This window comes from Pantoea sp. EKM10T, assembly GCF_011800685.1.
GTDB lineage: Bacteria > Pseudomonadota > Gammaproteobacteria > Enterobacterales > Enterobacteriaceae > Pantoea > Pantoea agglomerans.
In genome coordinates, this window is sequence record NZ_JAALEU010000002.1 from 432,598 (window position 1) to 455,408 (window position 22,811).

At 56.3% G+C, this 22,811-nt stretch carries 24 protein-coding genes; 12 read left to right on the forward strand and 12 right to left on the reverse strand.

Annotated features, from left to right (window positions below; translation table 11 throughout):
- The first annotated feature begins 72 nt into the window (after nucleotides 1-72).
- The 7 genes from HFD95_RS05605 (at nucleotide 73) to rlmC (ending at nucleotide 6,894) form a co-directional block, all read left to right on the forward strand.
- Nucleotides 73-552 (forward strand): YbjN domain-containing protein, encoded by a 480-nt coding sequence (locus HFD95_RS05605; RefSeq protein WP_022625960.1) that lies wholly within the window; start codon nucleotides 73-75, stop codon nucleotides 550-552.
- A gap of 387 nt (nucleotides 553-939) precedes the next feature.
- Nucleotides 940-2,049 (forward strand): spermidine/putrescine ABC transporter substrate-binding protein PotF, encoded by a 1,110-nt coding sequence (gene potF / locus HFD95_RS05610; protein ID WP_167429930.1) that lies wholly within the window; start codon nucleotides 940-942, stop codon nucleotides 2,047-2,049.
- Between the two features lie 122 nt (nucleotides 2,050-2,171).
- Entirely contained in the window at nucleotides 2,172-3,305 is a 1,134-nt protein-coding gene (gene potG, locus HFD95_RS05615) for a putrescine ABC transporter ATP-binding subunit PotG (RefSeq protein WP_010254420.1), read from the forward strand.
- A 9-nt stretch (nucleotides 3,306-3,314) separates the two neighbouring features.
- Nucleotides 3,315-4,277 carry a putrescine ABC transporter permease PotH gene (gene potH, locus HFD95_RS05620; protein ID WP_010254421.1) on the forward strand — a complete coding sequence of 321 codons (963 nt, stop codon included), beginning with the start codon at nucleotides 3,315-3,317 and terminating at the stop codon, nucleotides 4,275-4,277.
- On the forward strand, nucleotides 4,274-5,119 hold the full coding sequence (potI, locus tag HFD95_RS05625) for a putrescine ABC transporter permease PotI (protein WP_010254422.1): 846 nt from the start codon (nucleotides 4,274-4,276) through the stop codon (nucleotides 5,117-5,119). Before potH ends, potI begins: the two co-directional genes overlap by 4 nt.
- Nucleotides 5,120-5,194: 75 nt before the next feature.
- Entirely contained in the window at nucleotides 5,195-5,662 is a 468-nt protein-coding gene (locus tag HFD95_RS05630) for a YbjO family protein (RefSeq protein ID WP_010254423.1), read from the forward strand.
- Nucleotides 5,663-5,703: 41 nt separating this feature from the next.
- Entirely contained in the window at nucleotides 5,704-6,894 is a 1,191-nt protein-coding gene (gene rlmC / locus HFD95_RS05635; RefSeq protein ID WP_167429931.1) for a 23S rRNA (uracil(747)-C(5))-methyltransferase RlmC, read from the forward strand.
- On the opposite strand, the gene HFD95_RS05640 is transcribed toward rlmC, so the two are convergent.
- The 6 genes from HFD95_RS05640 to HFD95_RS05665 form a co-directional block, all read right to left on the reverse strand.
- On the reverse strand, nucleotides 6,873-7,604 hold the full coding sequence (locus HFD95_RS05640) for an arginine ABC transporter substrate-binding protein (protein ID WP_010254425.1): 732 nt from the start codon (nucleotides 7,602-7,604) through the stop codon (nucleotides 6,873-6,875). The two genes, rlmC and HFD95_RS05640, sit on opposite strands and share 22 nt — an antisense overlap.
- Nucleotides 7,605-7,719: 115 nt before the next feature.
- Nucleotides 7,720-8,388 (reverse strand): arginine ABC transporter permease ArtM, encoded by a 669-nt coding sequence (gene artM / locus HFD95_RS05645; RefSeq protein WP_031593159.1) that lies wholly within the window; start codon nucleotides 8,386-8,388, stop codon nucleotides 7,720-7,722.
- Nucleotides 8,388-9,104, reverse strand: a complete 717-nt coding sequence (gene artQ, locus HFD95_RS05650) for an arginine ABC transporter permease ArtQ (RefSeq protein ID WP_010254430.1) — start codon at nucleotides 9,102-9,104, stop codon at nucleotides 8,388-8,390. Before artQ ends, artM begins: the two co-directional genes overlap by 1 nt.
- 6 nt (nucleotides 9,105-9,110) lie before the next feature.
- Entirely contained in the window at nucleotides 9,111-9,842 is a 732-nt protein-coding gene (artJ, locus tag HFD95_RS05655; RefSeq protein WP_031593157.1) for an arginine ABC transporter substrate-binding protein, read from the reverse strand.
- 15 nt (nucleotides 9,843-9,857) lie between these two features.
- Nucleotides 9,858-10,586, reverse strand: coding sequence for an arginine ABC transporter ATP-binding protein ArtP (artP, locus tag HFD95_RS05660; protein WP_010254433.1), 729 nt, complete (start codon nucleotides 10,584-10,586; stop codon nucleotides 9,858-9,860).
- Nucleotides 10,587-10,810: 224 nt separating this feature from the next.
- The gene (locus HFD95_RS05665) at nucleotides 10,811-11,350 is read right to left on the reverse strand and encodes a lipoprotein (RefSeq protein WP_010254434.1); all 540 of its coding nucleotides are present in this window, start codon (nucleotides 11,348-11,350) and stop codon (nucleotides 10,811-10,813) included.
- 106 nt (nucleotides 11,351-11,456) lie between these two features.
- Between HFD95_RS05665 and HFD95_RS05670 the strand changes: the two genes are divergently transcribed.
- Together HFD95_RS05670 and HFD95_RS05675 are read left to right on the forward strand one after the other, a co-directional pair.
- Nucleotides 11,457-11,777, forward strand: a complete 321-nt coding sequence (locus HFD95_RS05670) for a heavy metal-binding domain-containing protein (RefSeq protein ID WP_003849304.1) — start codon at nucleotides 11,457-11,459, stop codon at nucleotides 11,775-11,777.
- A complete protein-coding gene (locus HFD95_RS05675) occupies nucleotides 11,774-12,598 on the forward strand; it encodes an N-acetylmuramoyl-L-alanine amidase (RefSeq protein WP_132498834.1) in 825 nt (274 codons plus the stop codon). Before HFD95_RS05670 ends, HFD95_RS05675 begins: the two co-directional genes overlap by 4 nt.
- A gap of 4 nt (nucleotides 12,599-12,602) precedes the next feature.
- Here HFD95_RS05675 and ltaE read toward each other — a convergent pair whose 3' ends face one another.
- From ltaE to HFD95_RS05690, 3 genes are all read right to left on the reverse strand, one after another.
- Nucleotides 12,603-13,604, reverse strand: a complete 1,002-nt coding sequence (ltaE, locus tag HFD95_RS05680) for a low-specificity L-threonine aldolase (RefSeq protein ID WP_010254443.1) — start codon at nucleotides 13,602-13,604, stop codon at nucleotides 12,603-12,605.
- A gap of 69 nt (nucleotides 13,605-13,673) precedes the next feature.
- On the reverse strand, nucleotides 13,674-15,395 hold the full coding sequence (poxB, locus tag HFD95_RS05685) for a ubiquinone-dependent pyruvate dehydrogenase (protein WP_167429932.1): 1,722 nt from the start codon (nucleotides 15,393-15,395) through the stop codon (nucleotides 13,674-13,676).
- 130 nt (nucleotides 15,396-15,525) lie between these two features.
- Nucleotides 15,526-16,425, reverse strand: coding sequence for a lysine exporter LysO family protein (locus HFD95_RS05690; RefSeq protein WP_010254448.1), 900 nt, complete (start codon nucleotides 16,423-16,425; stop codon nucleotides 15,526-15,528).
- A 132-nt stretch (nucleotides 16,426-16,557) separates the two neighbouring features.
- Between HFD95_RS05690 and HFD95_RS05695 the strand changes: the two genes are divergently transcribed.
- Nucleotides 16,558-18,195: an ATP-dependent endonuclease gene (locus tag HFD95_RS05695; protein WP_167429933.1), complete on the forward strand. Its 1,638-nt coding sequence runs from the start codon at nucleotides 16,558-16,560 to the stop codon at nucleotides 18,193-18,195.
- Between the two features lie 73 nt (nucleotides 18,196-18,268).
- On the opposite strand, the gene cspD is transcribed toward HFD95_RS05695, so the two are convergent.
- Nucleotides 18,269-18,490 (reverse strand): cold shock-like protein CspD, encoded by a 222-nt coding sequence (cspD, locus tag HFD95_RS05700; RefSeq protein WP_010254451.1) that lies wholly within the window; start codon nucleotides 18,488-18,490, stop codon nucleotides 18,269-18,271.
- Nucleotides 18,491-18,806: 316 nt separating this feature from the next.
- Between cspD and clpS the strand changes: the two genes are divergently transcribed.
- Both clpS and clpA read left to right on the forward strand, forming a co-directional pair.
- Complete coding sequence (gene clpS, locus HFD95_RS05705) at nucleotides 18,807-19,127, forward strand: ATP-dependent Clp protease adapter ClpS (RefSeq protein WP_010254453.1); 321 nt, start codon at nucleotides 18,807-18,809, stop codon at nucleotides 19,125-19,127.
- A 52-nt stretch (nucleotides 19,128-19,179) separates the two neighbouring features.
- Nucleotides 19,180-21,456: an ATP-dependent Clp protease ATP-binding subunit ClpA gene (gene clpA, locus HFD95_RS05710; RefSeq protein WP_010254457.1), complete on the forward strand. Its 2,277-nt coding sequence runs from the start codon at nucleotides 19,180-19,182 to the stop codon at nucleotides 21,454-21,456.
- An 87-nt stretch (nucleotides 21,457-21,543) separates the two neighbouring features.
- Here the strand turns inward: clpA and infA are convergent, their stop codons facing one another.
- On the reverse strand, nucleotides 21,544-21,762 hold the full coding sequence (infA, locus tag HFD95_RS05715) for a translation initiation factor IF-1 (RefSeq protein WP_002211347.1): 219 nt from the start codon (nucleotides 21,760-21,762) through the stop codon (nucleotides 21,544-21,546).
- A 345-nt stretch (nucleotides 21,763-22,107) separates the two neighbouring features.
- Nucleotides 22,108-22,800, reverse strand: coding sequence for a leucyl/phenylalanyl-tRNA--protein transferase (aat, locus tag HFD95_RS05720; protein ID WP_010254921.1), 693 nt, complete (start codon nucleotides 22,798-22,800; stop codon nucleotides 22,108-22,110).
- Nucleotides 22,801-22,811: the final 11 nt, after the last annotated feature.

Below are 22,811 nucleotides of genomic sequence, written 5' to 3' on the forward strand. Positions count from 1 at the left end.
GGTTTTCATGGCATCGTCGCGCATTTTTCCGTAAGCTAAGTCGCCTGTTTATCACCCCACTGGGATTTTACGATGGATTCTCTTGTCGTTCCGGATATCGACCTGCTGCGTCGCTGGCTGGATCAGCAAAATATCACCTGGTTCGAATGCGATGCCTGTCAGGCACTTCATCTGCCGCACATGCAAAACTTCGATGGGGTGTTTGACGCCAAAATCGATCTGGTCGACAACGTCATTCTGTTTTCGGCGCTGGCTGAAGTGAAGCCGACGGCGCTGATACCATTGGTTGGCGATTTGTCGCAGATCAATGCCAGTTCGCTGACGGTGAAAGCATTTATCGACATTCAGGATGATAATCTGCCGAAACTCATTGTCTGTCAGTCAATGATTACCACCGCCGGGTTAACCTTTGGTCAGTTCTCGCACTTTATGAAACAGAGTGAAGAGCAGATCTCCATGGTGATCCTGGAAGCCTTTGCCAACAATCTGTTGATCGTGGGCGAAGAAGAAGAGCACGTTCCGGTGACCAGCGTTCATTCTGTGCTGCACTAAGCCCGACATGGTCACACACTAAGCCGTCCCTGAGACGGCTTTTTTATGCCCGCCATCCGCTGCCGCGATAATTTTTTATTCTGCATTTTGCCCTTTAACGCCAGATATTAGTCGTGGTTTATGCCATCAAAGCCGAACCTCATAGCTCAAACATGCATAAAATATCGCTTTCAGGCGTTTTTTACGCTGGGGTCTGGTGAAGCCTGACCGGGGGGGCTATGCTTGCGGGGCTGTAACAGGCGCGTAACTGCGCCTCAGCTATAGGTTTTTGCTATTAAACTCCCGCTGAATAATGATTCATTGTGTCACTGACGTCTTGTACAGAACGCAATGCAGGGATCTCTGGTTTGCAGCGTTGTAATGACCCGCTCAGGAGGATGGAAAAATATGTTCAACTCACGTCAGAAATGGCTGTCAGCTGTGGTAGCTGCTGCGCTGATGGCCGCATCGGCCAGCAGCATGGCGGAAGATAAAACGCTGCACGTCTACAACTGGTCCGATTATATTTCGCCAGATACCGTGCCGAACTTTGAAAAGCAGTCCGGCATCAAAGTGGTCTACGATGTGTTTGACTCCAACGAAGTCCTGGAAGGCAAACTGATGGCGGGCAGCACCGGCTATGATGTGGTGGTGCCATCCTCCAGCTTCCTGGCGCGTCAGCTGCAGTCCGGGGTATTCCAGCCGCTGGATAAGAGCAAACTGCCTAACTACAAAAACCTAGATCCGGCGCTGATGGAGAAAGTGGCGCAGCACGATCCGGGTAATAAATATGCCATTCCTTATCTGTGGGGCACCACCGGTATCGGCTACAACGTCGACAAGGTCAAGGCCGCACTGGGCGCTGATGCGCCGGTCAACAGCTGGGATCTGGTGCTGAAGACGGAAAACCTGGAGAAGCTGAAAAGCTGCGGCGTCTCCTTCCTGGATGCCCCAGAAGAGATTTTCGCCACGGTGCTCAACTACCTGGGCAAAGATCCCAATACCTCTGATGCCAAAGAGTATTCCGGCGCGGCCACTGACCTGCTGCTGAAACTGCGTCCAAATATCCGCTACTTCCATTCATCGCAGTACATCAACGATCTGGCCAACGGTAATATCTGCGTCGCCATTGGCTGGTCGGGCGATATTCTGCAGGCGAAAAACCGTGCTGATGCGGCGAAAAATGGCGTGCATCTGGGCTACAGCGTACCGAAAGAGGGCGCACTGGCCTTCTTCGATATGATGGCGATCCCGAAAGATGCGAAAAACCTCGATGGTGCTTACGCCTGGCTGAACTACATCATGGATCCGAAAGTGATCGCCGATGTCTCCAACAAAATGAACTACGCCAACGGCAACAAAGCGTCGCTGCCGCTGATCAATGCCGACGTCCGCAACAACCCGGGTATCTTCCCGACGCCAGAAGCGATGTCGAAATTGTTTGTGCTGAAAGTCCAGGATCCTAAACTGGATCGTGTGCGTACGCGCGCATGGACTAAAGTAAAAAGTGGTAAGTAATTCGTCCTTAACGGATTGACCTGTCATGTATCAGCAACAGAGGCGCGGTGTCGGCCTCTGTTGTGCCATTTTTAGCGGCAAATTTTGTCGCCATGTTCCGCCTGGCTCCGGAGAGAACCTTTGTGAACGATGCCATTCCCCGTCCTCAAAATAAAACCGCAAAGGCGTTAACGCCACTGCTGGAAATTCGCAATCTGACCAAATCCTTTGACGGGCAACACGCCGTGGATGATGTCAGCCTGACAATTTATAAAGGTGAGATCTTTGCCCTGCTGGGCGCATCGGGCTGTGGTAAATCAACGCTGCTGCGCATGCTGGCCGGTTTTGAGCCGCCAACCAGCGGGCAGATTGTGCTGGATGGCCAGGATCTGTCCCACGTTGCTCCCTATCAGCGCCCGATCAACATGATGTTCCAGTCCTACGCGCTGTTTCCCCACATGACGGTGGAGCAGAATATCGCCTTTGGTCTGAAACAGGATCGGCTGCCGAAAGGAGAGATCACCAGCCGGGTAGCAGAGATGCTGGCGCTGGTGCATATGCAGGAGTTTGCTAAACGCAAACCGCACCAGCTCTCCGGTGGTCAGCGTCAGCGTGTGGCGCTGGCCCGCAGCCTGGCGAAACGGCCAAAACTGCTGCTGCTGGATGAGCCGATGGGGGCACTGGACAAGAAGCTGCGCGACAGAATGCAGCTGGAAGTGGTCGATATTCTGGAGCGTGTTGGCGCTACCTGTGTGATGGTGACGCACGATCAGGAAGAGGCGATGACCATGGCGGGCCGTATCGCGATTATGAATCGCGGCAAGTTCGTACAGATTGGTGAACCGGAGGAGATCTACGAGCATCCTACCAGCCGCTACAGCGCGGAATTTATCGGTTCGGTTAACGTTTTCGAAGGCTTACTGCGTGAACGTCAGGCGGATGGCCTGGTGATCGACAGTCCCGGCCTGATGCATCCGCTGAAAGTCGACTCCGATGTCTCAGTGGTGGATAACGTTCCGGTCCATGTCGCACTGCGCCCGGAAAAAGTGATGTTGTGCGATGAGGTGCCTGCCGATGGCTGTAACTTTGCGGTGGGTGAAGTGGTCCACATCGCCTATCTCGGCGACCTCTCTATCTTCCATGTCCGTCTGCACAGCGGACAGATGATCAGCGCACAGTTGCAAAACGCGCATCGCTACCGCAAAGGGTTGCCGACCTGGGGCGATGAAGTCCGCCTCTGCTGGGAATGCGACAGCTGCGTGGTGTTGACGGTTTAAGGAGCGGCTATGAGCCAGATTTTCCAACGCGCTAAAGCGCCTGCCCGACTGGTCGGCACGCCGCTGCAACGCTGGGCCACGCGGATAAAAATGCAGCATGGCCGCAAGCTGGTGATCGCCTTGCCTTATGTCTGGCTGGTGCTGTTGTTTCTGCTGCCGTTTCTGACGGTGCTGAAGATCAGCTTCGCGGACATTGCGCGTGCGATTCCCCCCTACACCGAGCTGGTGAGCTGGGCTGATGACCAGTTCAGCATTGTGCTCAATTTCGGCAACTACCTGACGCTGACCGACGATCCGCTCTACGTCGATGCCTATCTGCAGTCGCTGAAAGTGGCGGCGATCTCCACGGTGATCTGTCTGCTGATTGGCTACCCGCTTGCCTGGGCCGTGGCGCACAGCAAGCCATCCATGCGCACCATTCTGCTGCTGCTGGTGATCCTGCCGTCGTGGACCTCATTTCTGGTGCGCGTCTACGCCTGGATGGGGCTGCTTAACAACAACGGTATCCTGAACCGGTTCCTGCTGTGGCTGGGTGTGATCGATCATCCGCTGGTGATCCTCTACACCAATACAGCGGTCTATATCGGTATCGTCTACTGCTATCTGCCGTTTATGGTGCTGCCAATCTACACCGCGCTGACCCGCATTGATTACTCGCTGGTGGAAGCCTCACTGGATCTGGGTGCGCGTCCGCTGAAGACCTTTTTCAGCGTGATTGTCCCGCTGACAAAAGGGGGCATTATCGCCGGATCGATGCTGGTGTTTATCCCGGCGGTGGGGGAGTACGTGATCCCTGAACTGCTGGGTGGCCCGGACAGCATCATGATTGGCCGCATCCTGTGGCAGGAGTTCTTTAACAACCGCGACTGGCCGGTGGCCTCTGCGCTGGCGGTCATCATTCTGCTGATCCTGATTCTGCCGATCATCTGGTTCCATAAGCATCAAAACCGTGAAATGGGAGAGAAGGCATGAATAATTTGCCAACCATTCGCTCACCCTGGCGTACCGGTATTCTGGTCTGCTGCTTCCTGTTCCTCTATGCGCCGATGCTGCTGCTGGTGGTTTACTCATTCAACAGCTCACCGCTGGTGACGGTGTGGGAGAGCTTCTCGTTCCACTGGTACAGGGTGCTCTTCCAGGACAGCGCGATGATTGACGCCGTGCTGCTGAGTCTGAGCATTGCCGGTCTCTCCGCCACCATGGCGGTGGTGCTGGGCACGCTGGCGGCGGTGATTATCGTGCGCTTTGGTCGCTTCCGCGGCCACAACGGTTTTGCCTTTATGCTGACCGCGCCGCTGGTGATGCCCGACGTCATCACCGGCCTGTCGCTGCTGCTGCTGTTTGTGGCAATGGGCAACGCCTTTGGCTGGCCGAGCGAGCGCGGCATGCTGACCATCTGGCTGGCCCACGTCACCTTCTGTACCGCCTATGTGGCAGTGGTGATCAACTCGCGTCTGCGTGAGCTGGACCGCTCCATCGAAGAGGCGGCGATGGATTTAGGCGCAACGCCGCTGAAGGTCTTTTTCGTGATTACCGTGCCCATGATTGCACCGGCTATTGTGACCGGCTGGCTGCTGGCGTTTACCCTGTCACTCGACGATCTGGTGATCGCCAGCTTTGTGACCGGGCCGGGTGCCACTACATTGCCGATGGCGATCTTCGCCACCGTGCGACGCGGCGTTAACCCGGAAATCAATGCGCTGGCTTCATTGATCCTGTTTGTGGTCGGTTTAGTGGGTTTTATCGCCTGGCGGGTGATGGCACACGAAGAAAAACAACGTTTAAGCGATATTCAGAAAGCTAAACGTGGCTGAAATCCGTAACCTTTGCCACTATATGAACGGGCCGGTCTGACCGGCCCGTTTTTCGATCAGGTGGAGTCACGGACTATGTCAGAAATCTTCAAAAGCAGTGCCACGCTTTCAATCGCGCCGGTTCCGGTGACGGTTGCGGGCATTGCTATTATTGCGACCCGCTGCCTGAGCGTCCTGATGCTGGCAAACGAGCTGGGTTACAGTGAACTCGCCAATTTTGTTCACCGCAGCGCCCAGTCCTGGGACGCGACACTCATCTTTGTCGCCAGCCAGCTGATCTTCCTGTTCGAACTGCGCTGCGCCTTTACCCTGATGCGCGGCAGTAACCGTGGACGCTGGGGCTATGTGGCGACGCAGGTGATTGTGCTCAGCTATATGCTGGTCGCCTCGCTGGGCTGGATCTACCCCGAGATTTTCAGCATTGATGGCGACAACAACGTCCAGATTATCCACCATACCCTGTCGCAGAAAATCCCCGATCTGCTGGTGCTCCTGCTGCTGTTTCTGCCTGCCAGCAGCCGCGCTTTTTTCAGGAAGCGATGATACAATCGCGCTCCGCCCGACCCGATCGTTAAGGCTTTACCATGCACTGCGCGCTTTATGACGCTAACCGTTGCCGCTCCTGTCAGTGGCTGGAAAAACCCTATCCCACTCAGCTGAACGACAAACAGTCGCTGCTGGAACAGTTACTGGCTGAGCAGCCGGTCGCTGCCTGGTTGCCGCCGGTCACCTCACCGCAGCAGGCATTTCGTAATAAAGCCAAAATGGTGGTGAGTGGCAGCGTAGAGCGTCCGGTGCTGGGATTAATCCATCGTGATGGTGAAGCTGTGGATCTGTGCGATTGTCCGCTCTATCCCGCCAGCTTCCAGCCGGTTTTTGCTGCACTTAAGCCCTTTATCGCCCGTGCCGGACTGACGCCCTATAACGTGGCGCGCAAACGCGGCGAACTCAAATTCCTGCTGATAACCGAAAGCCAGCAGGGCGGCGTGATGCTGCGCTTTGTCCTGCGTTCAACCGCGAAACTGGAACAGCTGCGCGCCGCATTGCCGTGGCTGCAACAGCAATTGCCGCAGCTGGCGGTGATCTCTGCCAATATTCAGCCGGTGCATATGGCGATTCTGGAGGGGGAAGAGGAGATTGCGCTGACGCCCGCGCAGTCGCTGGCAGAGAACTTCAACGGCGTGCCGCTGTGGATCCGCCCGCAAAGCTTCTTCCAGACCAACCCGCAGGTTGCCAGCGCACTCTATGCCACCGCGCGCGACTGGGTCAGGGCGCTGCCGGTCAACAGCATGTGGGATCTCTTCTGCGGCGTAGGCGGTTTTGGTCTGCACTGCGCGACAGCGGAGATGGAACTGACGGGCATTGAGATCAGCGCCGAGGCGATAAAATGCGCCCAACGTTCCGCTGAGATGCTGGGGCTGGAAAAAGTGCAGTTTGCGGCGCTGGATTCTACGGCGTTTGCGACCGGACGCGATGCGGTGCCGCAGCTGGTGCTGGTTAATCCTCCGCGTCGTGGGATTGGTGAGGCGCTGTGTGACTATCTCAGCCAGATGGCTCCGGATTATCTGCTCTATTCAAGCTGCAATCCGCAGACCATGGCGCAGGATATTGCCCGACTGAGCGCCTATGAGGTGACGAAGGTGCAACTGTTCGATATGTTTCCCCACACCGCCCATTTTGAAGTGCTGACGCTGTTAACCCGCCGTCAGCACGAGTCCGGGAAAGCATCGGCAGAGGCAGCCGCAGCCGGTAATTACTCCGGGAACCACTTCTGATTAAGCTGCTGCCAGCTGCCGTTGGCTTTCAGTTCGTTCAGCGCCTGATTGAACTGATCGCGAAGCGCCGTATTGCCTTTGCGTACGGCAATGCCGAGACCGGTGCCAAAGTAGTCCGCATCCGTAACATGTTCACCGACAGTGGCGAGATCCGCATTGGTCTTCAGCCACTGATTCACCACCGCGCTGTCGCCAAACACGCCATCCAGCCGGCCACTCTTCATATCCAGAATCGCATTCTGATAGCTGTCATAGGCCACCACTTTCACTTCCGGATGCTTATCCTGCAGGTACTTCTGGTGAGTGGTGCCGTTTTCCACGCCGATGCGTTTGCCCTTAAGCTCAGCAAAGCTGCTGAACTGGCCTTTACGGGCGATCACGATGGCGGAGTTAGCGTAATAAGGCTGGGTAAAATCGACCTGCTTGCTGCGCTCAGTGGTGATATCCATGCCGGAAATCACCGCGTCATAGCGGCGGAACTTCAGTGACGGGATCAGGCTGTCGAAGGCATTGTTGGTAAAGGTACACTCCGCTTTCATCTGCTGGCACAGCGCTTTGGCCAGATCGATATCGAATCCCACCAGGTTATTTTCCCGATCCAGGGATTCAAACGGCGGATAAGTCGCGGAAGCGGCAAAGCGAATCTTTTCCGCTGCCTGGGCGGTAAGTGCCAGCGAAGCCAGCGCAGCGGCAACAATCCATTTTTTCATTTTATGATTCCTGTGATGTGGTCAGCCAGAGAAGGCGATACCCTGCCATAAAATGCATTTTTATGCAATTAGTGTGATTTTTCAGGCGAAAAGGGCGAGGGGCCTCGCCCGGATATCAGTTACGTCGTTCGAAGGCCAGGGCGCGCTTTTCGATCAGCCGCATCATCAGCGTCAGCAAACCGTTAACGCAGAGATAAACCAGACCCGCCGCGGCATAGACTGTGATGTCGTAGGTGCGGCCATAGAGCAACTGGCCGTGGCCCATGACTTCCATCAGGGTGATGGTGTAGGCCAGCGAGGTGCCTTTGAACACCAGCACCACTTCATTGGAGTAGGAGGAGAGGGCGCGTTTAAATGCATATGGCAGCAGAATGCGCAGGGTATCTTTGCGGCTCATGCCGAGCGCGGCACACGATTGCCACTGTCCGGAAGGAATTGCACGCACCGCACCGTAAAACAGCTGCGTGGTGTAAGCCGCGCTGTTCAGCGACAGCGCCAGCATCGCGCACAGCCAGGGCTGCGACAGTAAATGCCACAGCCAGGGGATCTGCTGGATCGAGGGAAACTGTCCCGGGCCGTAATAGATCAGGAAGATCTGCACCAGCAGCGGTGTGCCGGTAAACAGTGTAATAAAGCCTTTGACCAGCGGGTTGAACACCGGCGTTTTCAGCGACAGCACCACGGTGAAGAGCAGCGCCAGCAGCAGGGCCACGACCAGCGAGGCTGCCGTCAGCGTCAGGCTGGTATGCAACCCTTTCAGGAGTTCAGGCAGATAGGCCAGCATTAGCTGTTCCCCCGTTCAAAGCGGGTGGTGCGCAGTTCGATGCGGCGTAACACCGCCTGGCTGAACAGCGTGATCACTAAGTAGATAGCGGCCGCCACCAGGAACCAGGTAAACGGCTCCTGCGTGCGGGTGGCGATACTTTTGGTTTGCAGCATCAGATCGTTGACGCTAATCAGCGAGACCAGCGCAGTATCTTTCAGCAGCACCAGCCACTGATTGCCAAGACCGGGCAGGGCGTGACGCCACATCTGCGGCATAATCAGCCGGAGAAAGATGGCCGATTTTTTCATGCCCAGCGCCTGACCCGACTCCCACTGACCCATTGGCACCGCTTTCAGCGCGCCGCGCAGCGTCTGCGAGGCGTAGGCGGCATAGAGCATCGCCAGCGCAATCACACCGCACAGGAACGGACTGACGTCGAAGTTTTCAATTTCAACCTGAATCGGTAACTGAAACAGGCCGAAATTCAGGGTGAAGCCGTCAGAGAGGGTGAGCAGCAGCTGTGAGGCGCCAAAATAGATAAACAGCACCACCAGAATTTCCGGCAGGCCACGGATCAGCGTTACCAGGCCGGTGCCAATCCACGCCAGCGGTTTCAGGCGCAGTGACTCCCAGCCAGCGAAAATCATCGCCAGCACCAGGCCAGCGATGAGAGCACAAACAGCAAGGCCGACGGTCATGCCGGCGGCGCTTGCGAGGGTCATCATTTCATTCATCAGAGATTACTGCTGGAACCATTTGCTGTAGATGGTTTTGTACGTGCCGTCTGCTTTGATCTTATCCAGCGCGCCATTGAATCTGGTCTGCAGATCGGTGTTACCGGTACGTACCGCAATGCCCAGGCCGGTACCAAAGTAGGCTTTGTCCGTGACTTTCTCACCAACGGCAGCCAGCGCGGCATTCTGCTTCAGCCATTCGTTGACGACTGCGGTGTCACCGAACACAGCATCAATACGGCCATTTTTCAGATCCAGCACCGCATTCTGATAGCTGTCGTAAGGAACGGTGGTGATCTCGCTGTGTTTCTCAGTCAGGTATTTCTGATGCGTGGTGCCGTTCTGGACGCCAACCCGCTTGCCTTTCAGCGCTTCCACGCTGGCAACTTTGCCTTTCTGGGCAACAAACAGCGCGGAGTTGTCGTAGTAAGGCTTGGTGAACAGGACCTGTTTTTCACGATCTGGTGTGATATCCATTCCCGCCATCACCGCATCAAAACGACGGAATTTCAGGCTTGGGATCAGGCTGTCGAACGCCTGATTGGTGAAGGTGCAGGTCGCGTCAATCTCTTTACACAGCGCATTGGCCAGATCGACATCAAAGCCCTGAATCTTGTTGTCCGCATCCACAAACTCAAAAGGAGGATAAGAGGCTTCGGTCGCAAAACGAATCGTCTGAGCCGCCGTAGCGCTCAGGCTAAAACCAGCAAGCAGTGCAGCAAGTACCATTTTTTTCATTTTTAGCATCCTGACTTAGTGCGAAAGATAGTGAGCAAACGCCTCGGTTTGCGGCTGTGTAAAGCGGCTGGCATCGCCCTGTTCCACAATGTGACCGTTCTCCATATAGACGACGCGGCTGGCCGTTTTACGTGCCACCTCCACTTCATGGGTCACAATCACCTGGGTAATGCGGGTCTGGGCCAGTTCGCGAATGATACTGACAATCTGTGCGGTAATTTCAGGGTCCAGCGCGGCAGTCGGCTCATCGAACAGCAGCACCTGCGGCTCCATCATCAGCGCGCGGGCAATCGCCACACGCTGCTGCTGACCACCGGAGAGATGCAGCGGAAAGCGATCGCTGTAGGGCGTCAGGCGCAGCCGGTCAAGCAGCTTGTCGGCGCGGGCGCGGGCGTCACTTTTGCTGAGGCCCAGTACCCGGCAGGGCGCTTCAATCAGATTCTGCAGCACGGTAAGATGCGGCCAGAGATTGTACTGCTGAAACACCATACCGACGTTCTGACGCAGTTCGCGAATCGCAGCATCGGAGGGTTTCTGGCTGAAGTCGAACTGATTACCGGCAATCTGCAACTGACCTGAACGCGGTTGCTCCAGCAGGTTAAGCACCCGCAGCAGCGAACTCTTACCCGCACCGCTGGGACCCAGCAGCACCAGGGTCTCGCCTTGCGGACACTCAAGGTTAATGTCGAACAGCGCCTGATGAGCACCGTAGAAGCAGTTTATTGCGTTTAGTTGAATACTCATGCGCCAGATTTGAATAGCTATTAGTGTCGCGGATTTTAACGTCACCAGAATAGTTATGCAAATAAGGTGGGTTAAAATTTGTAAAACAGCAGGCTAACCGCAAAAGCTTAGCACAATATCATGCGCTGCCTGGGGGCAGCGCGCTGCAGCGGGACGGGCGGCGGAAATAAAAAAAGCGCAGCGCCCGGAGGCGACTGCGCTTCTCTGAACGGTTAAGCCTGAGGTTATTTTTTCGATTTCTCAAGCATCTGGCTCAGGCTGCCACCCTCTGCATGCGCAGGGTTGGCCATGTAGCGCACATCATCCACCACCCAGCAACTGCCCTGATGGATCATCAGCACTTCATCCTGCCACTGCTTGCCGTCGCGGCTCAGGTCGACCCGCAGCGGGATGTTGCGTGCATCGCGGTTCGGAATGGTGGAAGCATCAGCGACGCTGGCGGCGGTCGGACCCTGTGACAGGCTGGAGAAGAGATCGCCATTGCGCCACTGTGCGCCTGCATTGCTGCCGCTGGCCGCCTGCAATGAGTGGTACAGCGCATCACTCAGGTAAGGGCGATATTTTGCCAGGGTGTTGCTGTCGGGCAGACCCTGCGTAGGCTGTTCGATACGCAGGTCGTAAAACTGCTGGGCCACCTGGTCAGGACCGCCTTCAATGCACGGTGCGGTACGTGGGCCATTATCCTTAATCACTGGCTCAACGGTGGTACAGGCGCTGAGCAGCAGGGCCGCCGGGATCATTAGCGCAAACGCGTTGTTTCTCATCTCGATTTCCTTATGGTTCTCTGGCAAGGTGCCCTTTTTAGCATAGAGTATAGCCGTGCTTTTTAGTCGAAAGAGCCTTAGCCCGGTTTTCAACAAGGAGAATGCGATGAAATTTTCAACAACCCCCACGCTGGAAGGTCACAGCATCAGCGAATATTGTGGCGTCGTCACCGGTGAAGCGATTCTGGGTGCCAACATCTTCCGTGACTTTTTCGCTGGCATCCGTGATGTGGTCGGTGGCCGCTCCGGTGCTTACGAGAAAGAGCTGCGTAAAGCGCGAGAGATCGCGTTTGAAGAGCTGGAGGAGCAGGCAAAAGCGCTGGGCGCCAACGCCGTGGTCGGTATCGATATTGATTACGAAACGGTCGGCAAAGATGGCAGCATGCTGATGGTGAGCGTCAGCGGCACGGCGGTGATCATTCGTTGAAACGGGGGCTGTGGCTGATACTGGCGCTGCTGCTGGCGGGCTGCCAGTCCGGGATAGAATCCCGTGACGGCTACTGGGCCGATGTGCGGCATCCGGCGCAGGGCGCGCGACCGCGGGTGAAGGTGATTGTGATCCACTACACCGCCGAAGATTTTTCTTCGTCGCTGGCGACCCTGACCGATCGGGAAGTCAGCGCCCACTATCTGATCCCCCGCCAGCCGCCACAGCGCGCCGGGAAAGGCGTTATCTGGCAACTGGTGCCGGAGCAGCAGCTCGCCTGGCATGCCGGTCCAAGCTTCTGGCGCGGAGCCAGCCGCATCAATGACACATCGATTGGTATCGAACTGGTGAACCAGGGTTATCGCCGGACCCTGACCGGTCTTGAATGGCAGCCGTTTACCGCCGAGCAGATCACCACGCTGGAGGCGCTGCTGCGCGATATTGCACAGCGCTACGGCATCACACCGGAAAATATTGTCGGTCACAGTGATATCGCGCCGCAGCGTAAGCAGGATCCCGGCCCACTCTTTCCGTGGCAACAGCTTGCGCAGCGCGGAATGGGTGCCTGGCCCGATGCCGGACGGGTGCAGTTTTATTTAGCGGGTCAGGATCCGCACGCGGTGGTACCCGTGGAGCCACTACTGGAACGTTTACAGCGCTATGGCTATCCGGTGACGGCAGAGATGAGCGCGCGTGAACAGCAGAGGGTAATCGCCGCGTTTCAGATGCATTTCCGGCCTGCGGATTATCGCGGGCAGCCCGATGCAGAAACCGCCGCGATAGCTGCCGCGCTACTGGATAAATATGGCGCGGCGCAATAGCGGATTATTGGTGTAAAAACGCCTTCCAGTGGGCGACGACCTGCGCCAGTGCCGCACGATCAGCATCCAGATGGGTGACCAGACGAGTGCGGGTTCCTGCGCTGATTAACACCCCGCGCGCCTTCATCCACTCACCTAATGGTTTGACCTGGGCTTCCGGCACCGCCACAAACAGCATGTTGGTCTGCTGATCGATGACCTGAACGCCCAGCTCATGCAACTGCTGTCCCAGCCAGGCGGCATTGTCATGATCCTCCTGCAGCCGCGCCACGTTGTGTTCTAACGCATAGAGACCCGCCGCCGCCAGAATACCGGCCTGGCGCATGCCGCCGCCGGTCATTTTACGCCAGCGACGTGCGCGCTCAATCAGCGCCGTGTCGCCACACAGCAGAGAACCGACAGGCGTGCCCAAGCCTTTAGAGAGACAGATGGTCAGGGTGTCGCAGTAGCGGGCAATCGCCGCCAGCGTGGTCTGCTGCGCGACTACCGCATTGAAAATGCGTGCGCCATCAATGTGCAGCGCCAGCTGGTGCTCGCGGGTAAAAGTCCACGCCTGTTCCAGATACGCCAGCGGCAGGACTTTACCGTGATGCGTGTTCTCCAGACTCAGCAGACGGGTGCGGGCAAAGTGAATATCGTCCGGCTTGATGGCTGCCGCTACTACGTCGAGCGGCAGGGTGCCATCGTCGGCGGCCAGAATCGGCTGTGGCTGAATACTGCCCAGCACCGCCGCGCCGCCCGCCTCATATTTGTAGTTGTGCGCCTGCTGACCGACGATATATTCATCGCCGCGTTCGCAATGGCTGAGTAGCGCCACCAGATTCGCCTGGGTGCCGGTCGGGAAAAACAGCGCCGCTGCTTTGCCGCTCAGCCGTGCGGCTTCCGCCTCCAGCGCATTTACGGTGGGGTCGTCACGGTAGACGTCATCACCGGTTTCGGCAGACATCATCGCGCTTAACATGGCGGCGCTGGGCCGGGTTACGGTATCACTGCGTAAATCGATCACCCTATGCTCCTGAACGTGGCGGAAGAAAAAAAAGGCGGGCATCGCGCCCGCCTGGATGGAGTCTCTGTTTTACCGCAGCCAGTTGGTTTTCGCCAGTTCTACCACCTCATCACCGCGACCATTCATAATGGCGCGCAGCATGTAGAGACTGAAGCCTTTAGCCTGCTCCATTTTGATCTCGGGCGGCATCGCCAGTTCCTCTTTGGCGGTAATGACATCCACCAGCACCGGGCCATCGTGGGCAAACGCCTGCTCCAGCGCGCCATTGAGATCAGATGCCTTTTCCACCCGGATACCCCGGATACCGCAGGCCTCGGCGATAGCGGCAAAGTCAGGATTCTCCAGCTCGGTGCCATCGGTGAGATAGCCACCCGCTTTCATCTCCATCGCCACAAAGCCCAGCACGCTGTTGTTGAAAATCACCAGTTTGACCGGCATTTTCAGTTGCGCCAGCGAGATAAAATCCCCCATCAGCATGCTGAAGCCGCCGTCGCCACACAGTGCCACCACCTGACGATTGCGATCAATCGACTGCGCGCCCAGCGCCTGTGGCATCGCGTTCGCCATTGAGCCGTGGTTAAACGAACCCAGCAGGCGACGTTTGCCGTTCATCTTCAGATAGCGCGCCGCCCAGACGGTCGGTGTCCCGACATCGCAGGTAAAGATGGCGTCATCACTGGCGTAGTGGCTGATCTGCTGTGCCAGATATTGCGGATGGATCGGCTGCTTGTCGTTGGGCTGCGCCAGCTCGTCCAGACTTTTGCGCGCCTCGCCATAGTGCTTAACCGCGCTGTCGAGATGGCTGCGATCGCTTTTGTGCGTCAGTTGCGGCAGCAGCGCCTGCAGTGTGCTTTTCACATCGCCGACATAGGCCTGATTGACGTGACAATGTGACCCAAGGCTGCCCGGATTGATATCAATCTGGATGATTTTAGCCTTTTCCGGATAGAAGGCGCGATAGGGGAACTGCGTGCCCAGCAACACCAGCGTCCCGGCATTCATCATGGCGTGGAAACCGGATGAGAAACCGATCAATCCGGTCATGCCGACATCATAAGGGTTGTCATATTCGATGTGTTCTTTGCCGCGCAGCGCATGGACGATAGGGGCTTTCAGCGCTTCTGCCAGCGCTACCACCTCCTGATGCGCTCCGGCGCAGCCACTGCCGCACAACAGCGTAATATCGCTGGCTTCGTTCAGCGTCTGCGCCAGCTGCGCCAGTTCGGCGGGCTGTGGCAGGACCTGCGGCAACTGTGGCGGATACCATTCCGCGCTGGCGCTCTCTGGCGCCAGTTTAAGCGCGACATCCCCAGGCAGCACCACCACCGAGACACCACGATTCAGAATCGCTTTACGCATCGCGATGCCCAGCACCTGCGGGAGCTGCTCAGGGTTCGAAACCAGTTCGCAGTAGTGGCTGCATTCGCGGAACAGCTCCTGCGGATGGGTTTCCTGAAAATAGCCGCTGCCGATTTCGCTGGAGGGTATATGTGCCGCAATCGCCAGAACAGGAACGCGGTTACGATGGCAATCGAATAGACCGTTGATCAGATGTAAGTTGCCTGGCCCACAGGAGCCGGCGCAGACCGCCAGTTCACCGCTGATGTGCGCTTCCGCGCCCGCTGCGAATGCGGCGACTTCTTCGTGGCGCGTCGGCATCCATTCAATGGTGCCCATGCGATTAAGACTGTCGCTCAGGCCGTTAAGGGAATCCCCGGTGACGCCCCAGATGCGTTTTACGCCCGCGCTTTCCAGCGTTTTGGCGACCAGCGCCGCGACGGTTTGTTTCATGCTCTTCTCCTTTGTCGGCCCGCCCTGAAGAGTGACGTGACCAGAACCGAAAAAAGAAGCGTAGACGACACGGCAGAAAAGCAGGCGTGAAAAAATGCGCTGGCAGAGCTCAGCGCATATCAGACAGGATTCAGGCGGAGAAGAGGGCGATAAGAATCGGGGCCAGCAGGCTCATCACAAAGCCGTGCACAATGGCGGCCGGGACGATCTCATTGCCGCCCGCCCGCTGCAGCACCGGCAGGGTAAAGTCCATTGAGGTGGCGCCACACAGGCCCAGTGCGCTGGAGCGATGACGGCCAATCAGCGCCGGAATAAGCATGATTGCCACCAGTTCACGTATCAGGTCGTTGAAGAAGGCGGCGCTGCCGATGACCGGACCAAAAGCTTCGGTCATCAGAATGCCGGAGAGAGAGTACCAGCCAAAACCGCTGGCTAACGCCAAACCGGTTTTCAGCGGCACCCCCAGCAGCAACGCCGCAATCATGCCGCCGATAAGCGCGCTGACCAGCACTACGCTGGCAACCAGCAGGCCACGACGGTTCAGGATAATCTGACGCAGCGTCATGCCGCTGCCGCGCAGCTGAATGCCCACCAGAAACAGCAGGAAGATCAGCGCATATTCGCTGGCCGTCGAGGCGTGTTGCAGCAGTGGCCACTGGGTCAGGCCAAGCAGAAAACCGATGACAACCACGCCGCATAGCTTCAGAGAGTCCAGCGCCATATGCAGCCGCGAGGGCAGTTTCTCCTGCCGATGCGCATGCTGCCATGGGGCATATTTTTCCAGCCCGCGCAGCGCCAGCAGGTTGCACAGCAAAATACAGAAGGCCGCTACCAGCGCGGTGTGAAATACCGCCAGCAGATTGCTGCTCAGGTTGTCGAGAAAGGCCAGGCTGATGCCCATAAAGAACAGAATGACGTAAACCATCCAGCCCAGCAGCTGATTGACCCGGCGCAGGGTTGAAGTTTGACGGAACGGTAGCAGCCAGCCGGCGATCAGCGGCAGAAGAATAATCAGGAGTCCGGAGTACATAGCGATAAGGGCCATCCATGGTGGAAGAGGCCACACGCTAGCGAAAAAGCGTAACGGAGTAAACCCTGATAAAGCGGCTTGACCGGCTCGCTGGCGGCAACCATGCTGTTTATAAACTGAGGATGGACGCCTATGATTCTGGAACATATCGACATTCGCGGTTTCCGCGGCATCAATAAGCTCTCACTGCCTTTAACCCAGACCAATCTGCTGATTGGTGAGAACGCCTGGGGCAAATCCAGTCTGCTGGATGCCCTGAGCCTGTTACTTTCGCCCCATGAACCGGCCTATGTTTTTACCGAGGCTGATTTCCATTTCACCCCAGGCGATGTGACCGATGCGATGCGCCGTCTGTCGGTGGTGTTCCACTTTCGCGATGACGGCAACGACCCGGATGCGGTGCTCTCGACCTTCTGGCAGCGTGATGCTCAGGGCCAGCGTCAGCTCTGTTACAGCGTCAGCGCCACCTGGCGTGACAGCGGTATCGAAACCCGCCGCCGTTTTGTTGACCTGAACTATCAGCTGTTGCCTGAGCAGAACTGCGCGGCGGCCATCGATCTTTTGCTGAAACGGTATCCGGTTCTGCGATTGCGCGATGCGCGTTTCAGTAAGCGGACGCGGAGTAGTGCACCGCTCCCCACTGCACATCCTGAGTTACTGGCGGGTATGGAGACGCTGGCGCGCGATCTGGAGCACCATCCGCAACAGCTCAGCGATGAGGTGCTGCGGCAGGGGCTGAAGACGATGCAGCAACTGATGCAGCACTACTTCCTGGTGCAGCCGCCCGATGCGGGCAACGAGGTCAGGCTACGGGATCCTCAGACGCGTGAGGGGGAACAGGGATGGCGGGCGCTGGATCACCTGAATCAGCTGATTGCCGGAACCGACTCCCGCAGCCGTCAGCTGATACTGCTGCAGATGTTTACCCTGCTGATTGAGGCACGAGGAGACGTCCCGCTGGCCGCCGGTGCCCGCCCGCTGCTGCTGATTGAAGATCCGGAAACCCGGCTGCATCCGATTATGCTGTCGGTAGCATGGAATCTGCTGAGGCTGCTGCCGCTGCAAAAAATCGCCACCACTAATTCGCCGGAGCTGCTGTCGCAGGTGCCGGTGGAAAACGTCTGTCGTCTGGTGCGTGGACCCTCGCGTGTAGCGGCCTGGCGCATCGGTCCGGAGGGACTGAGTGCCGAAGAGAGCCGGCGCATCGGCTTCCATATTCGGGTCAACCGGCCTGCTGCGCTGTTCGCCCGTTGCTGGCTGCTGGTGGAGGGAGAAACCGAAGTCTGGATCATGAATGAGCTGGCGCAGCAGTGCGGTTACAACTTCGCCGCTGAAGGCGTGAAGGTGATTGAGTTTGCGCAGTCGGGGTTAAAACCGCTACTGAAGTTTGCCCGGCGCATGGGTATCGCCTGGCATGTCCTGACTGACGGTGATCAGGCGGGGAATAAATATGCCAGTACGGCACGCACTCAGTTACAGCCGGGTGAACCGGAGCCGCGTTTTCTGACGCAGTTACCGGCGCTGGATATGGAAAATTTTCTCTATCAGCACGGCTTTCAGGATGTCTATCATCAGATGGCGCACCTGCCGTTAAACGTTCCGATGAGTTCCAGGCGTATTATTACTAAAGCGATTCACCAGAGCTCCAAGCCGGAACTGGCGATCGCAGTGGCTACGTCGGCGGCGGAACGCGGGCCAGAGGCCATCCCGCCATTGATGCGGCAGATGTTTGCCCGGGTGATTGGACTGGCGCAGGGCCAGGCAGATTAGGTGACATCGAACAGGAAAATGCCAGCGGCACTGGCTGGCATTTTTGGGTCTTTGTTCAGAAAGGCGATATGTGTCAGGCCACAGCCTGCACCTCGACCGGCACGATCAGGCTGGCGTGATTGCCTTTCGGGCCTTCGTGGACATCGAACTGAACCTGCTGGCCTGCCTTAAGCGTGCGGTAGCCTTCCATCTGAATGGTGGAGTAGTGCGCAAAAATATCTTCGCCACCGCCAATCGGACAGATAAAGCCAAAGCCTTTGGAATTGTTGAACCATTTAACTGTGCCCGTCTCCATGCTTTTACTTCCCTCGCAAGACATTTTATAAGTAGGTGAGGTCATCGAAGCTGTGAGTCGGATTTGATTAAAACTCAATCAGCCTGTGCAGCTAGAATGTAGAGAAAGCGCGGCTGACGTCAAGCAAACCACCGGGCCAGGTGGGGAAAAAATCATCAAAATTTGAGGCAGTTAACGCTATTGCAAATTTTGTGATGCAGGTCGCGCAGGGGAATTTCTGAATAAATTTTCAGCAGCGGCATGCGGCTTGACAGGCATGTTAAACTCTCAATATGTAGCTACTTAAAGGCTAAAAGCAAAATCTCAACGGAACACTATGGCAAACGCAAACGACTGGCTTAACTTTGAACATCTGGCCGACGATAAAGTACGTGAAGGGTTAAAGCCGCCTTCTATGTATAAAGTCATTCTGAATAATGACGATTATACACCTATGGAATTTGTTATTGACGTTGTACAAAAGTTCTTTTCTTATGATGTTGAACGTGCAACGCAGCTGATGTTGAAAGTTCACTATCACGGCAAGGCGATCTGTGGTGTATTTACTGCAGAAGTCGCCGAAACAAAAGCGGCCCAGGTGAACAACTATGCACGGGAAAATCATCATCCGTTGCTGTGTACGCTGGAAAAGGCCTGAACCCGTCTCCATATAGGAAACAGGTAAGGGCGATAATTGGGGGAGGTGCCTAATGCTCAATCAAGAACTGGAACTCAGTTTAAATATGGCTTTCGCCAGAGCGCGTGAGCACCGTCATGAGTTTATGACCGTCGAGCATCTGTTACTGGCGTTGCTCAGTAACCCGTCGGCCAGAGAGGCACTGGAAGCCTGTACGGTGGACATTGTGGCTCTGCGGCAGGAACTCGAAGCCTTCATCGAACAAACCACGCCCGTGCTGCCTGCCAGCGAAGAGGAGCGTGATACACAACCCACGCTCAGCTTCCAGCGCGTCCTGCAGCGTGCGGTTTTCCATGTCCAGTCATCCGGTCGCAGCGAAGTCTCCGGTGCGAATGTACTGGTCGCCATTTTCAGCGAGCAGGAGTCGCAAGCGGCTTATCTGCTACGCAAACATGAAGTGAGCCGCCTTGATGTGGTGAACTTCATCTCTCACGGTACGCGTAAAGATGAGTCCGGCCAGGCGCCAGGCGCAGAAAATCCGGTTAACGAAGAGCAAGCAGGCGGGGAGGAGCGTATGGAAAACTTCACCACCAATCTTAATCAGCTTGCTCGCGTCGGTGGTATTGATCCACTGATTGGTCGCGATAAAGAGCTGGAACGTACCGTTCAGGTGCTATGCCGTCGCCGTAAAAATAACCCGCTGCTGGTGGGTGAGTCGGGTGTGGGTAAAACCGCCATTGCTGAAGGTCTCGCCTGGCGCATAGAGCAGGGCGATGTACCGGAAGTGATGAAAGACTGCACGATCTACTCGCTGGATATCGGTTCGTTATTAGCCGGCACCAAGTACCGTGGTGACTTTGAAAAACGTTTCAAAGCGCTGCTGAAGCAGCTGGAGCAGGACGAACACAGCATTCTGTTTATCGATGAGATCCATACCATCATCGGTGCGGGTGCTGCATCCGGCGGCCAGGTCGATGCTGCGAACCTGATCAAACCTCTTCTTTCCTCTGGCAAGATTCGGGTGATGGGTTCCACCACCTATCAGGAATTCAGCAACATCTTTGAAAAAGACCGTGCCCTGGCACGTCGCTTCCAGAAGATCGATATCACGGAGCCTTCACCAGAAGAGACCGTGCAGATCCTGAATGGCCTGAAGACCAAGTACGAAGCGCATCACGATGTGCGCTATACCGCGAAAGCGGTGCGCGCAGCCGTGGAACTGGCGGTGAAATATATCAACGACCGTCATCTGCCTGACAAGGCGATTGATGTGATTGATGAAGCGGGTGCGCGTGCGCGCCTGATGCCAGCCAGTAAGCGCAAGAAAACCATCAACGTCTCTGACATTGAAACGGTGGTGGCTCGTATTGCCCGTATTCCTGAGCAAAGCGTGTCAGCAAGCGACCGCGATACGCTGAAAAATCTGGGCGATCGTCTGAAGATGCTGGTGTTTGGTCAGGACAACGCCATTGAGGCGCTGACGGAAGCGATCAAAATGAGCCGTGCAGGTCTGGGTCAGGATCGTAAGCCGGTCGGTTCCTTCCTGTTTGCCGGGCCTACCGGTGTCGGTAAAACGGAAGTCACCGTGCAGCTGGCGAAAGCGCTGGGCATTGAGTTGCTGCGCTTTGATATGTCCGAGTATATGGAGCGTCACACCGTCAGCCGTTTGATTGGTGCGCCTCCGGGTTACGTCGGTTTTGATCAGGGCGGCCTGCTGACGGATGCGGTGATTAAGCATCCTCATGCGGTGGTGTTGCTGGATGAGATAGAGAAAGCACACCCGGATGTCTTCAACCTGCTGCTGCAGGTGATGGATAACGGTATGCTGACCGACAACAACGGTCGCAAAGCGGACTTCCGCAATGTGGTGCTGGTCATGACCACTAACGCCGGTGTCCGCGAGACTGAACGTAAGTCGATTGGCCTGATTCATCAGGACAACAGCACCGATGCCATGGAAGAGATCAAAAAGATGTTTTCTCCAGAGTTTCGTAACCGTCTCGACAACATTATCTGGTTCAGTCACCTGTCACCAGAGGTGATCCATCAGGTGGTCGACAAGTTCATTGTCGAGTTGCAGGCGCAGCTGGATGCCAAAGGCGTGTCGCTGGAAGTCAGCGATGAAGCACGCGACTGGCTTGCTGAGAAAGGCTACGACAAAGCGATGGGCGCTCGTCCGATGGCGCGCACCGTGCAGGACAGCCTGAAGAAACCGTTAGCCAATGAACTGCTGTTTGGTTCGCTGGTGGATGGCGGCTCGGTGTCAGTGGCGCTGGATCGTGAGAAAGGTGAACTGACCTATCACTTCCTGAGTGCTGAAAAACGCAAAACCGAAGGCACGGTGCATTAATCACCTGCTGCAGATATGAAAAAGGCCGGATTAAAATCCGGCCTTTTTTTTTCGCTGCAAATTGCAGAGCGATGAGATTACTGCAAATTAGCGACTACGGAAGACAATGCGGCCTTTGCTCAGGTCGTACGGGGTCAGCTCAACGGTCACTTTGTCACCCGTCAGGATGCGGATGTAGTTTTTGCGCATTTTACCGGAGATATGAGCAGTAACCACGTGTCCGTTCTCAAGTTCTACGCGGAACATGGTGTTAGGTAACGTATCCAGTACGGTACCTTGCATTTCAATATTGTCTTCTTTGGCCATCGAATCCTCTGGGTGTACTACCTTTCAGTTGAACCGGCAAGATAATGCCCAATTCAACGATTTATGTAAAGAACCGTCGGCGATTTTGCCAACGCTTTGCCGGGGTGCACGTCAGTCGCGCGCATCCGGTAAAATTAGGGTGTTTATGTGACGTCTGCGGGGGATTAGCGGGCTAAGAATCTGTATCAACCGGTTACACGCGCACGATTGAAAACAGTTCCGAGAGTGCGTTGAGATTCCCAGCCTGGCAATTCCGGCTCGTTATTGCGAAGCGCGGACGACATACCAAACTCGACCATTATACCACTTAATACGCCTTTATGTGTGCAAAACATCTCTGTGCGACTAAAAAAGGGTTTGTGTCTGCCAGCAGCCATCGCTGACAGGCTGGCACGCAAGGCTTTGTACATATTGCAGATAGTCAGCGCGCGGGATCTCCTGCGCCCCCAAAGAGGCCGTATGAGGGTTAAGTACCTGACAATCCACCAGACGGCCCTGATGTCTGAGGAAATGCTGACAAAATACCCAAAGTGCGGTTTTTGACGCATTCTGCTGACGGCTGAACATTGATTCGCCGCAGAAGATTTGCCCCATCGCCAGCCCATACATGCCACCTGCCAGCTGATGTTCGTCCCATACTTCAATGGAGTGGGCGTGGCCCAGTTCATACAATCGCAACCAGGCGCGCTTCATTTCAAAGGTGATCCAGGTGCCTTCCTCACGACCGGTGGCACAGCCCTCGATCACCTCGGCAAATGACTCATTCATCGTCACCCGATAGGGCGAACGGCTGTGGAAACGCTTCATGCTCCGGCTGAGATGAAACTGCTCAGGCAACAGCACTGCACGGGGGTCGGGCGACCACCAGAGAATCGGGTCGCCAGAAGAAAACCACGGAAAGATGCCGCGCTGATAAGCGTTAAGTAACCGGGCAGGGGAGAGATCACCCCCCATGGCCAGCAGGCCGTTTGGCTCGCGCAGCGCCATCTCCGGTGGGGGAAATTGCAAAGATTCCCGTGACAGTTGTACCAGTCTCATCGCGTTTTGTT